The organism is Kocuria gwangalliensis, from assembly GCF_039544365.1.
Taxonomy (GTDB): Bacteria; Actinomycetota; Actinomycetes; order Actinomycetales; family Micrococcaceae; genus Kocuria; species Kocuria gwangalliensis.
The window spans coordinates 33,674-45,958 of sequence record NZ_BAABLN010000017.1; the positions used below are offsets into that span (position 1 = coordinate 33,674).

Sequence of the window (12,285 nt, forward strand, 5' to 3'; positions counted from 1 at the left end):
GACGGATTCTCGGTTGCCGCGGCTTGCCTCTTGTCTCGGCAGCACAAGAACGTGAGTCTGACGCGGTGTGAGTAACCGGCGTCCAACAGATGGCACACTGGTCACCATGCTGACTTTCGGTGATGACACAGTCTGGACCCCGGCCGAGGACCGTTACGACACCATGCCTTATCGGCGGGTGGGGAACTCGGGCCTGAAGTTGCCCGCGCTGTCCCTGGGCCTGTGGCACAACTTCGGTGACGACACCCCGTTGACCTCCATGCGCGCCACCCTGCGCAAGGCCTTCGACCTGGGCATCACACACTTCGATCTGGCCAACAATTACGGTCCGCCGGCGGGATCCGCGGAACTGAACTTCGGCCGCATCCTCCGTGAGGACTTCGCGCGGTACCGTCAAGAACTGGTCATTTCGACCAAGGCCGGATGGCAGATGTGGCCGGGCCCGTACGGGGGAGTGGGGGGCTCCAGGAAATACCTGCTGGACTCCATTGACCAGTCCCTGGAACGCATGGGCCTGGATCGCGTGGACATCTTCTACCACCATCGTCCGGATGCCGACACGCCGCTCGAGGAGACCATGGGTGCGCTGGATCACATTGTGCGCTCGGGTCGGGCGAGCTACGTGGGCATCTCGTCCTACAGCGCGGACCTCACCCTCGCGGCGCAGCAGATCATGAGGGAGCTGGGCACGCCGTTGCTCATTCACCAGCCCTCCTACTCCATGCTCAACCGGTGGATCGAACAGCCCGACGAGCGCGCAGACGGCAAGAACCTGCTCGCCGCCCTGACCGAGGCCGGCATGGGTTCCATCAGCTTTTCCCCGCTGGCGCAGGGCATGTTGACCAACAAGTACTTGGGCGGCGTTCCGGAGGAATCCCGCGCCGCGGCCGGTAAGTCCCTCAACCCGGAGTGGTTGACCGACAACACCCTGGAGCAAATCACGGAACTGAACTCGATGGCCCAGGACCGTGGGCAGACCCTGGCCCAGATGGCCATTGCGTGGGTGCTGCGTCCGCAGACCGACGGCCAGGTCACCACGGCGCTCGTCGGCGCGTCTTCGTCGGAGCAAATTGCTGATTCCGCCGAGGCCATCCACAACCTGGACTTCACGGCTGCCGAACTTGAACGGATCGACTCCCTCGTCACGGACGCGGACATCAACATCTGGGGTGCCGCAACCGAATCCAAGCACGCATGAGCACAACGCAGTACTTGGCGCTACTCGGTCTGTGGGTCGCGGGCATCGTCTCGCCGGGCCCGGACATCTTGGTCATCCTCCGCAACGCGTTCCTGTCCTCGCGCGGAAAAGCCATGCTGACCGCCCTGGGCGTGATGATCGGCAACATCATCTGGATCACCCTCTCGCTCACCGGCGTCACGGTGGTGATCAACCAGAACGAGGTTCTAAAACTCACCATCCAGATCGCGGGCGCCCTGTTCCTCGCGTGGCTGGGCTACGGCTCGATTCGCTCGGCGCTCGCGGCCAAGGCGAATGCACGACGTAGTCCGGAGACCGCGCGCGCGTCCGCACCGGGCGGTGCCGTACCCGGCTCGGACGAGGCGGCGCCGTCGCCGGCCACCGTGGAGGCCGCCGAGCAGATCCCGGAGCCGGCGTACAGTGCGCGCGGTAGCGGAGTCCTGGGCACCAAGAACCTGACCGGGTTCCGGGCAGTGGTGCAGGGCATCATCACCAACCTCTCCAACGCCAAGGCCATTGTGTTCTTCATTGCGCTGTTCGCGTCGGTAGTACCGGCGAACGCGCTGTGGTGGGAATCCATGCTCGTGGCCGTGCTGTTGTTCGTGGTGGGGCTGGCGTGGTTCTGCGCGGTCGCGTGGTTCGGATCCGTGCCGGCGCTGGCCGCGCGGTTCCAGGCCCACTCGGTGGGTGTGGAACTCGTGGCGGGCGTGGTGTTCCTGGCGGTTTCCGTGCTGCTGCTCGGCGAGGCCGCGCTGTCCTGGTGAGCCCCCGCCCGTGACCGCTCGCAACGGTGCGCCAACCGACCCGCTGCCTGATTAGACTGGGGAGTTGGTTCTGTGCGGCGCTGCACAGTGGTGGTCAGCCACCCGTGTGTCGGCGCGGGTCTGCACAATGACCACTGACTACCTGATTCCCCTAGGAGAACCGTGTCCGAACACCCCATTCGCGTGGCCATTGCAGGTGTGGGCAACTGTGCCACATCGCTGATCCAGGGCGTGCACTTCTACCGCGACGCCGACCCGTCTGAGGCCGTTCCCGGCCTGATGCACGTGCAGTTCGGTGCCTACCACGTGCGCGATGTCGAATTCGTGGCAGCCTTCGACGTGGACGCGGCCAAGGTGGGCTCGGACCTCTCCGAGGCGATCCTGGCGTCCGAGAACAACACCATGAAAATCGCGGACGTCCCCCATCTGGGCGTGACCGTCCAGCGCGGACCCACCCGGGACGGCCTGGGCGTGTACTACCGCGAGATGATCACCGAATCGGACGCCGAACCGGTGGACGTTGCGCAAGCACTGCGCGAGGCCAAGGTGGACGTGCTCGTCTCCTACTTGCCCGTTGGCTCCGAGGACGCGGACCGCTATTACGCGCAGGCGGCCATTGACGCCGGCGTGGCCTTCGTCAACGCCCTGCCCGTGTTCATTGCCGGCACCGAGGAATGGGCGCAGAAGTTCCGCGACGCCGGTGTTCCCATCGTGGGCGATGACATCAAGTCCCAGGTGGGTGCCACCATCACCCACCGTGTATTGGCCAAGCTGTTCGAGGACCGCGGCTACGTGCTCGACCGCACCTATCAGCTCAACGTGGGCGGCAACATGGACTTCAAGAACATGTTGGAGCGCTCCCGCCTGGAGTCCAAGAAGATTTCCAAGACCCAGGCCGTGACCTCCAACGTGCCGCACGAGATGCGCGCCAAGGACGTGCACATCGGCCCGTCCGATTACGTGGGCTGGCTGGATGACCGGAAGTTCGCGTTCGTGCGCCTCGAGGGCCACGGTTTTGGCAACGCCCCCATCTCGCTGGAGTACAAGCTCGAGGTGTGGGACTCCCCGAACTCCGCGGGTGTGATCATCGACGCCATCCGCGCGGCCAAGATCGGCCTGGACCGCGGCATCGGCGGCCCGCTGGTCTCGGCGTCCTCGTACTTCATGAAGTCCCCGCCCGAGCAGTTCGACGACGATACCGCTCGCGAGAACGTGGAAAAGTTCATCCGCGGCGAGATCGAGCGCTAACACGCCTTAGAACGAACGACGCCGCCCGGTACCGAAGCACGTCGGTGCCGGGCGGCGTTGTGCGACGGGAGCGGCCTACCGCCGGTCCTGCCCCGCCAGCCCGGCGCGGGAAATGATGTAGTCGACCAGCGGGTTGTAGAGGTGCGGGGCCACGTTGTCGTCCAGGGGTACGGTGACTTCCACATCGCCCTGGGCCTCGGCGACGAAGATCCCGGGGTCGTTGCAGTCACCCATTGCAATGGTGCGTAGCTTGGCCCGGGAACCGGCGTAACCGGCCATGCCGTGATCGGAGATCACGAGGTCCGGTTGCTCGCGGCCCTCCGCAGCCAGCTGCTCCAGAACCAGTCTCATGGGCTCGGGAGAGTGGGTGTGCCGCAGTCCGCCGTACTGTTCGACCATCACCACGTCCTCGATCTGGCGCACGTCGCCGTCCTCGAAGGGCAGGGCGCCGTCAATGCGCAGAACACGCGCACCGGATTTCCGGGCCACTCGGGCGAGCCGGGCGTAGACCGGGGCGAGCCCGGCGGGGTGCGCCGTGGCGAACAACAAGCGGTTGCGGCCCTTGATGGCCTCACTGAAAATGTCCGCGTACTTATCGAGCGCGGCAATGCACAGATTCGCGGAAATGGAGTCCTGGCCCTGCGTGTACTTGGGGTCCTCATTGATGCCCACGCGCTCACGCATGAGCTTGAACACAGACTTGTAGGTCCAGTCCCGGGTTTGCTCGACACCCATGTGTTGGTGCTGGTCACCATCCAGGAAACCCTGGATATTACGCAGGTTGGCTTCGCGAGGGGTCGCTACGGCGCCGGTGATCCTGGATCGATCCAGATACCTGGCCAGCGATTCACGGCTGAGATACGCGGTGGTCACACCCTCGAGTCTAGGTGGTTACGCGCTCGCCCGCGCAGCGCATGTAAGCCACCTCATGTTGGGCGGCAACGTGATCCCATGTGAGCTCGCGCGCGCGTTCCGCCGCAGCCCGGGACATGGCCCGCCAACGATCGGGGCTCGACGCCGCTCGATACAGTGCCTCCGCCCACAGCTGCGGGGTGCGCCCGGGCACCAACCACCCGGTCCGCTGGTCCTCCACCGCGTAGCGCAGTCCGTCCACGTCGGTGGCCAGAACCGGGGTTCCGCACGCCTGGGCCTCGAGGGCCACCAGCCCGAAGGTCTCTGACGAGGACGGCATGGCCACCGCGTCTGCGGAGCGCATGAGTGCGGCAAGTTCGGAAGACGGCATGGAGCCTTGGAACTCCACGGCGTCCGCCACATCATGTTCTTCCACCAACCGGTGCAACTCGGCCAGGAACTCCGGGGATCCCGCACCCGCCAGAGTCAGATCCACCGTGCAGCCCGGATGCTTCTTGCGCAACAGTCCCAGGGCGGCCACCAGAATTTGGGGTCCCTTGAGGGGTTGCATGCGGCCGGCGCACAACACCGTGAACGGACGTGCATCGACGCCGTCGGAGGACGCGGTGCTGTGGGGATGCGGGGTGGTTTTCACGGCGGGGTAAAAGATCTCCGGGTCCACCCCCGGCGGGATCACGCGAATCCGGTTGCGGGATGCGCCGTACAACTCCACCATGTGATCGGCCTCGGCGGGGGTGTTGACCACCAGGGTGCACGAGGTGGCCACCACGTCCTGCTCTGCCCGCTCGCGAGCAACCGGTTCCGGGTTCTCACCCGGGCCGGCCCGCAGGTTCTTCACCGCGGCGGACGTGTGCAGCGTCAGCATCAACGGGATGCGGAGGTTCGCACAGATTTCACGGGCCGCAACCGCGGACAGCCAGTAGTGGGCATGCACCAGGAGGGGAGCGGCGGCGTCGTCGTAGAAGGCGGCGAGGGCGCCGCCGAACGCGAGCGCGAACTCGGAAAGGCGCTGTTTGGGAGCGGTGGCGGCACCGGGAACCGCGACGGTCAGCAGACGGGGACCGTCCGGCAACGAGTCCACGCTGACACCGGCGGGGTGGGACGGATCGCGGTCCAGCGTGGCCATGTCCACCGCCCAGCCGCGCTGGGACAGCGAGCGGGCCAGGTGCAGGACGTACACGTTCATACCGCCGGCGTCGCCGGAGCCGGGTTGATCCACGGGCGAGGTGTGCATACTGACGAGCAGCACGCGCGGCGGAGTCTGTTGAGGCACGCGACCAGCCTAACGGGAACCGTCGAGTAGCTGGGCGCGGAGAAGGCACAATGGAGGACGTGAGCGTAACAACGTCGTGGCAGTCCCAGGAACCCAGCGAGCGCAGCGCGGTCATCGACCTGTCTGCCGTGTGGCACAACGTGGTCCGATTAACGCAGTTGGCCCGCGGGCGGAAGCTGATAGCCGTGGTCAAGGCGGACGGCTACGGCCATGGTGCACCCGAGGTGGCCCGCACGGCATTGTCGGCCGGTGCGGACCTGCTGGGCACGGCCCACGTGAGTGAGGCGCTCGCCTTGCGCTACGCCGGGATCACGGCGCCCGTGCTGTCGTGGCTGCACACCACGAGCACAGACTTCCTCGAGGCCCTCGAGCACAATATTTCATTGGGTATCAGCGGCTGGGAGCTGCACGCCATCCTGTCGGCCGCCCGCGAGACGGGCAAGACGGCCACGTTGCACCTGAAGATCGACACCGGGCTGGGCCGTAACGGCTCCACGGCCGCGCAGTGGCCGGACCTGGTGGAACGCGTGGTGGCCGCGCAGAATCAGGGCCTGGTGCACGTGGAGGGGATCTTCACGCACCTCTCGGTCGCCGACGAACCCGCCCGCGGTGACGAGACCATGGAACAGCTCAACGCGCTGACGGACGCGGTGCGGATCGCCCGCAAGGCCGGTTTGAAGCCGACCATGATCCACGCCGCCAACACCCCGGCCCTGCTGTCCGCGGATCAGCTGGAGGACCCCGACTACATTCTGCGCGATGCCGTGCGCGTGGGCCTGGGCATTTACGGACTGAGTCCGTTCGAGGACCGGACCCCCAAGGACTTCGGCCTGATTCCCGCCATGACCCTGCGCACACGCGTTGCCAACGTCAAGGCCGTGCCCGCCGGGCACGGTGTGTCGTACGGTCTGACCTACCGCACCGAGACCCCCACGCACCTTGCGCTCATTCCCCTGGGTTACGCCGACGGCGTTCCTCGCGTGGCGACCGGAGCTCCCGTTCACATCGGGGGCCGGGTCTACCCCGTAGTGGGCCGGATCGCCATGGACCAGTGCGTGATCGACCTGGCACGGGGCAAAACGGTGACGCCGGAAGGCATCCCCGCGGGCACCCCCATGGTGGACGAGGCGGTGGATCCCATGGTGCACATCGGGGACGAGGCCGTGCTGTTCGGGGCCGGTGATCACCCCTCCGCCACGGAATGGGCCGATGCGAGCGGGAGCATCAACTACGAGATCGTCACGCGGGTGTCCCCGCGGGTGCCGCGTGAATACACGAGTCACAGCCACCTGACCCTGGGGGACGTCACCGTGTCCCGCAGCGCGAGTGCGCTGGCCGCACACAGCCTGCCGCAGGATCCGCGACCCACGCGCGATTCGTCGGGGGAGTCCTATACCCAGCCAAATTGGACCCTGACCCGCTACCCGGCCTCCGCCGAGGAAACCCAGCTGATCGCGCGGAAACTTGCCACGCACTTGAAGGCCGGGGATCTTCTCATGCTCAACGGCGAACTGGGCGCGGGTAAGACCACGTTCACGCAGGGCCTCGGCGCCGGATTGGGGGTGCGGGAGGGCATCATTTCACCCACGTTCGTGCTGTCCCGCCAGCACCCGAACCTGCCGGGCGGCTCGAACCCCGGCGGGCCGGATCTGGTGCACGTGGACGCGTACCGCCTGGACACCGCCGCGGACATCGACAACATCGACCTGGAGGACACCGTGGCAACCAGCGTCACCGTGGTCGAGTGGGGCACGGGCAAGGTGGAGCACCTGAGCGAATCCCGCCTGGTCATCGACATCGTGCGGCCGCGGGGAGCGGTGGGGGCGCCGTCGGCGGCCTTCTCCCTGGACTACGAGATCAATCGGGCCGCGGGTGAGACGGCTGAGTCCGAACGGGCCGGGACCGAAACGGCTGAGACCGAAACGATCGAACCCGGCGCGGACATTTCCCGGGCGCTTGCGGCCCTCAACGAGGAATGGGACGAGAGCGAGCGGAACACGGACGAGCCGCGCACCATCATCATGCGAGGCTACGGACCCCGCTGGTCCGAGCGACTGGACCTCTGAGCCCCCAAACTCTGAGCACCCGGCCCTCCGAGCGGCGGGGCTTAGACTGTTCGGGTGCTTGTGCTGAGTCTGGATTCGTCGTCCATTGCGTCCGCGGCGCTGACCCGCAACGGGGAGGTGCTGGCGGAATTCGCCACCCGGGACACCCGCTCCCACGCCGAAGCGCTCGCCCCGGCCGTCTACAACCTCTTGGGTCGGGCGGACGTGGAGCCGGCCCAGCTGAAAGCCATTCTCGTGGGCACCGGGCCCGGTCCCTTCACCGGCCTGCGCGCCGGCCTGGTGAGCGCCCGCACCTTCGGCTTCGCATGGCAGCTGCCCGTGTACGGCATGTGCTCCCTCGACGCGTTGGCCCACCGTGCGGCGCAGGGTGCGGTGGGAGGCACCGAGTTCCTGGTCGCCACCGATGCCCGCCGCAAGGAGCTGTACTGGGGCCGCTACATCACGCACGAGGACGGTCACGGGCGCTTCGCGCAACCGTTGGACGGCCCGCAGGTCACCGCGCCCGACCAGCTGCCCGAACTACCGGCTTACGGCTACGGCGCGGGACTGTACACCGAGCAGCTGCCGCACGTGGTGACCGAGTCCGCCGAGTGGCAACCCGCCGCCGCGGATCTGTCCCGCGCCGCGTGGGCGCTGCGGGAGCGCGGCATCGAGCTGAGCGCGGACACCGCACCGCTCTACCTGCGTGAATCCGATGCCAAGGTGCCCGTGCAACGCAAGAAGGCACTGCGGTGACCGGGCATCAACCGGCCGGGGCGGCGGCGTCGTCGTTGCCGGAAGGCTATGCCCTGCGTCCCATGCAGCCGGCGGACCTGGAGCGGGTCTACGCCCTGGAGACCCAGCTGTTCCCGGACGACGCGTGGCCGCGCCGCATGTTCGAGGAGGAACTGGCCCACCCCACCCGGCAGTACTGGGTGCTCACGCGTGAGCGGGAGATCGTGGGGTACGCGGGCATGATGTGCATCCCGCCGGTCGCGGACGTCCAGACCATTGCCGTGGCCGCCGGACACGAGGGTAGGGGGCTCGGAAGCGCCCTGCTGCGCACGCTGCACGAGGCCGCCCGCCACGCCCGAGGCACCGAAATCCTGCTGGAGGTGCGCACGGACAACCACCGGGCGCAAACGCTGTACAAGCGCTTCGGTTACGAACACATCCACACCCGCCCCGGCTACTACGGGGACGGTCATGACGCGCTGATCATGCGCTGCGAGCTGGCCCCGGCCGGACCCCCGCAGCGCAGCGCGGACGGAAGGACCATCCATGGCAACCGCTGAACCGCTCGTGCTGGGCATTGAATCCTCGTGCGATGAAACGGGCGTGGGCATTGTGCGCGGCACCGAGCTGCTGACCAACACGGTGTCCTCGTCCATGGCCGAACACGTGCGCTTCGGCGGTGTGATCCCCGAGATCGCCTCCCGCGCCCACCTCGAGGCCTTCGTTCCCGCGCTGCAGGCAGCCCTCGACGACGCCGACGTCACGTTGGACGAGATCGACGCCATTGCCGTGACCTCCGGGCCGGGCCTGGCCGGCGCGCTCATGGTGGGCGTGGCCGCGGCCAAGGCGCTCGCGGTCGCCACGGAAAAACCGCTCTACGCGATCAACCACCTGGTGGCGCACGTGAGCGTGGGATTACTCGACGAGCGGGGGAAGCTCCCCGAGAATCTGGGTGCGCTGCTCGTCTCGGGCGGCCACACGGAAATTCTTTCCGTCCCGGACATCACCGGTGACGTCCGCTTGCTGGGCGCGACGATCGACGACGCCGCCGGCGAGGCCTACGACAAGGTCGCCCGCCTGCTCGGGCTGGGTTATCCCGGGGGGCCGGCCATCGACATGGCCGCCCGGGACGGTGACCCCACCGCGTTCCGCTTCCCCCGGGGGCTCACGGCTGGCAAGTACATGGGTTCGGCGGAGAAACCGGGAACGCACCGCTACGACATGTCCTTCTCGGGGCTGAAAACCGCGGTGGCGCGGGTGGTGGAGACGTTCGAGGCCTCCGGGCAGCCGGTACCGGTCGCCGACGTCGCCGCGTCCTTCCAGGAATCCGTGGTGGACGTGATCTCCCGCAAGACCGTGCTCGTGTGCACCGAGAATTCAATCGACACGCTGCTCATGGGCGGCGGCGTGGCCGCGAACTCGCGGTTACGCGCCCTGGTGATCGAGCGTTGCAAGGCCCGGGGGATCGAGGTGATCGTGCCGCCGCTCGAGCTGTGCACCGACAACGGGGCCATGGTGGCCGCACTCGGAGCGCGACTGGTGGCCGAGGGTCGAGCCCCGACCGGCATCGTGTTCACCGCTGACCCGGGGCTGCCGGTGTCCACTGTCTCGATGGGGGCGGGGTAACCGCTCAGAACGAGGCGCGGTTGCGCTCCACAATGTCCAGGGCCACGGCGCGCAGGTCGCCGTTGTGCTCCTGGGCCACGCGCTGCTGCCGTTGATATCCGGCGCCGTAGCGGATGATGTCCTCCACACGCGCCAACTCGGTGCCGCACCCCAGGTCCGAGGCAATGGGCTCCAGCTTGTTGAGCAACTCGGTGAGGTCCTCGGTGACCGGGCGCTCGTCGCTCTGGGCGTTCTGGATGATGATCGCGTCCAAGCCGTAACGCGCCGCGCGCCACTTGTTCTCCTGGTGGTGCCACGGCGGCATGGTGGGAACCGTGCCGCCGTTGTCCAGTGTGCGGGAGAACGATTCCACCAGGCACTGGGTCAGAGCGGTCAATGCGCTCACGTCGTGCAGGGTAGTGGGCCCATCACACACGCGCATCTCCACGGTGCCGAAGCGCGGCACGGGGCGGATGTCCCACCGGTTCTCCGATTCATCCTCGATCACACCCGTGGTGAGCAGGTCCTGGACATAGGACTCGTACTCGTCCCAGGCCGAGAACCGGAACGGCAGCCCCGCTGTGGGCAGCTGCTGGAAGACCTGGGAGCGGTGGGATGCGTACCCGGTGTCGTGGCCGCACCAGTACGGCGAATTGGCCGAGAGCGCCAACAAATGCGGGTAGTAGTTCAGCAGACCCTCAAGGACGGGCAACGCCTTGTTCTTATGGTCCACACCCACGTGCACGTGCAGTCCGTAAATCACCATTTGGCGGCCCCAGTACTGCGCGCGGTCCACCACCTTGTAGTAGCGCTCCTTGTCCACCACGGGCTGGTCCTCCCACTCCGAGAACGGGTGGGTGCCGGCGGCAAAGATCTCCAGGCCCTCGGGGTCTGCGACCTTGCGGATCTCGTCCGAGGTCAGCTTCAGGTGCGCCATGGCCTCTTCCACGTCGTGGCACACACCCGTGACCATTTCCACGGTGTTCTGCAGGAACTCGCCGGTCACGCGCGGGTGATTGCCGTCCTCGCCCATGTCTGGGTTGGCCGCAATGACGGCTTCGAGGACTTCCTGGCCGCGCGGCTCGAGCTCGCCGGTTTCACGGTCCACCAGGGCGATCTCCCACTCAACGCCCAGCGAAGAGCGATCGGAAGAGGCGAAATCAATGTGCACGGCAGTGGTCCTCTCATGGGTGCACCGGGGATGTCCCGCGGTCCACGAACGGGATCGGGAGTTGTTCACCGGTCTCGTACTGCTGTGCGGGTACTTCAGTGTACGGGTTCAACGACCAGCACCACGCGACGTTCGCGCCCGTCGTGCTGCAAACGTGTCATCACCAGAGTGACTTGTTCGGTACCGCGCGGCGCCAGCTGTTTCCTGAGCTGTTCCGGGGTGACGTCCGTTCCCCGTTTCTTGATGTTCAGGGTCCCCACGTTGTGATCCCGCACCCACTTCTTCAGTGTTTTCACGTTGTGGCCCAGCACCTCCCGCACACGGTACGCGGTCGCGAGCGGGCTCTCGTGGAGTTCGTCCCCGGACAGATACGCGATGGTCGGGTGGATCAGGCGCGCATCCAGGGCCCGCGCCAGGTCCGTGACGAGACCGGCACGGATCACGGCGCCGTCCGGCTCGTAGAAGTACTCGCCCACTTCGCCCAGCAGCTCACCTTCGGGGGCGGGGGATTCCCAGCTCTCGGAAGTCAGTTCGGCGGCGGTCGCCGTGCCGTCCGCGTGCGAGCCCAGGACCAGGGCCGCGCGGGCCACCTCCGGGCGGCGCACCGCGTTGAACCAGAGCACCACTTCGACCACATCGCCGTGGTCGGAGACCCACTGGGCTTCGGCACCGTCGGGAATGTGCTCGTGGGGGATACCCGGGCCCAGTTTGGCGCCCACGGCCAGACCCTCCCCGGCCAAACCCGTCACGAAGGACAGGGGCGGCGAGAACGCCTCGGGATCGAACACGCGCTGGGTGCGCCCCGAACCGGTGACCCTGCGTGCGGGATCCAGCCAGACGCCGTCGGGCGCGCCGTTGTCCAGACCGGCCAGATCCAGGGTTTCGACGTCGCCGCAGAGCACGGCGGTGCGGGGCCACCCGGTGAGGTTCACGGTGGCCACCGCCGCGGTCAGTTCGTCCTTGTCGACGGCGGTCACGGTGCGTTCCAGGGCGGCCAGGGCCAGGGAGTCCGCGCCGATGCCGCAGCCGAGATCGGCGATGTGCGTAAGGTCTGCCTGGGCGAACCGGCGGGCGTGCAGGGCAGCGACGGACCAACGGGTGGCTTGTTCGAGTCCGTTGCGGGTGAACACCATGTGGTCGGCGAACTCACCGAACTTGGCCCGTGCGTGGGTGCGCAGCTTGGCCTGGGTCAGGGCCGCGGAGACCAGTTCCGGGGCGTAGCCCCGCGCTCGCAGCGATTCGGACAGCTTCAGGGAGCGATCCGGATCGTAGGCGCCGATCGAGTCGACCAGGGCCAGGCCCTGGGGTGTGAGGAGCTGGGCGAGGGCGTGCATCTCGGCATCGGCGGGGGAAGTCACGGTTCCATCACATCA

General features: G+C 67.3%; 11 protein-coding genes. 7 read left to right on the forward strand and 4 right to left on the reverse strand.

Annotated elements, in window-relative coordinates:
• Positions 1-106: 106 nt before the first annotated feature.
• From mgrA to ABEA06_RS07510, 3 genes are all read left to right on the forward strand, one after another.
• On the forward strand, positions 107-1,198 hold the full coding sequence (mgrA, locus tag ABEA06_RS07500; RefSeq protein ID WP_345311076.1) for an L-glyceraldehyde 3-phosphate reductase: 1,092 nt from the start codon (positions 107-109) through the stop codon (positions 1,196-1,198).
• Positions 1,195-1,962, forward strand: coding sequence for a LysE family translocator (locus ABEA06_RS07505; protein WP_345311077.1), 768 nt, complete (start codon positions 1,195-1,197; stop codon positions 1,960-1,962). The genes mgrA and ABEA06_RS07505 overlap by 4 nt, the downstream gene beginning before the upstream one ends.
• A 162-nt stretch (positions 1,963-2,124) precedes the next feature.
• The gene (locus ABEA06_RS07510) at positions 2,125-3,210 is read left to right on the forward strand and encodes an inositol-3-phosphate synthase (RefSeq protein ID WP_303382660.1); all 1,086 of its coding nucleotides are present in this window, start codon (positions 2,125-2,127) and stop codon (positions 3,208-3,210) included.
• Positions 3,211-3,285: 75 nt separating this feature from the next.
• Here ABEA06_RS07510 and ABEA06_RS07515 read toward each other — a convergent pair whose 3' ends face one another.
• Entirely contained in the window at positions 3,286-4,083 is a 798-nt protein-coding gene (locus ABEA06_RS07515; protein ID WP_303382661.1) for a phosphatase, read from the reverse strand.
• 10 nt (positions 4,084-4,093) lie between these two features.
• On the reverse strand, positions 4,094-5,356 hold the full coding sequence (locus ABEA06_RS07520) for a glycosyltransferase (protein WP_312395306.1): 1,263 nt from the start codon (positions 5,354-5,356) through the stop codon (positions 4,094-4,096).
• 50 nt (positions 5,357-5,406) lie between these two features.
• On the opposite strand from ABEA06_RS07520, the gene alr reads away from it, so the two are divergent.
• From alr to tsaD, 4 genes are read left to right on the forward strand one after another with little or no spacing between them, the layout of a single operon-like run.
• The gene (alr, locus tag ABEA06_RS07525; protein WP_345311078.1) at positions 5,407-7,422 is read left to right on the forward strand and encodes an alanine racemase; all 2,016 of its coding nucleotides are present in this window, start codon (positions 5,407-5,409) and stop codon (positions 7,420-7,422) included.
• A 54-nt stretch (positions 7,423-7,476) separates the two neighbouring features.
• The gene (gene tsaB, locus ABEA06_RS07530; RefSeq protein WP_303382664.1) at positions 7,477-8,157 is read left to right on the forward strand and encodes a tRNA (adenosine(37)-N6)-threonylcarbamoyltransferase complex dimerization subunit type 1 TsaB; all 681 of its coding nucleotides are present in this window, start codon (positions 7,477-7,479) and stop codon (positions 8,155-8,157) included.
• Positions 8,154-8,696: a ribosomal protein S18-alanine N-acetyltransferase gene (rimI, locus tag ABEA06_RS07535; RefSeq protein ID WP_425559507.1), complete on the forward strand. Its 543-nt coding sequence runs from the start codon at positions 8,154-8,156 to the stop codon at positions 8,694-8,696. Before tsaB ends, rimI begins: the two co-directional genes overlap by 4 nt.
• The gene (gene tsaD / locus ABEA06_RS07540; protein WP_345311079.1) at positions 8,683-9,762 is read left to right on the forward strand and encodes a tRNA (adenosine(37)-N6)-threonylcarbamoyltransferase complex transferase subunit TsaD; all 1,080 of its coding nucleotides are present in this window, start codon (positions 8,683-8,685) and stop codon (positions 9,760-9,762) included. Before rimI ends, tsaD begins: the two co-directional genes overlap by 14 nt.
• A gap of 4 nt (positions 9,763-9,766) precedes the next feature.
• Here the strand turns inward: tsaD and ABEA06_RS07545 are convergent, their stop codons facing one another.
• Both ABEA06_RS07545 and ABEA06_RS07550 read right to left on the reverse strand, forming a co-directional pair.
• Complete coding sequence (locus ABEA06_RS07545) at positions 9,767-10,912, reverse strand: glutamate--cysteine ligase (RefSeq protein WP_303382666.1); 1,146 nt, start codon at positions 10,910-10,912, stop codon at positions 9,767-9,769.
• Between the two features lie 95 nt (positions 10,913-11,007).
• Positions 11,008-12,270, reverse strand: a complete 1,263-nt coding sequence (locus ABEA06_RS07550; protein WP_345311080.1) for a class I SAM-dependent methyltransferase — start codon at positions 12,268-12,270, stop codon at positions 11,008-11,010.
• Positions 12,271-12,285 lie beyond the last annotated feature (15 nt).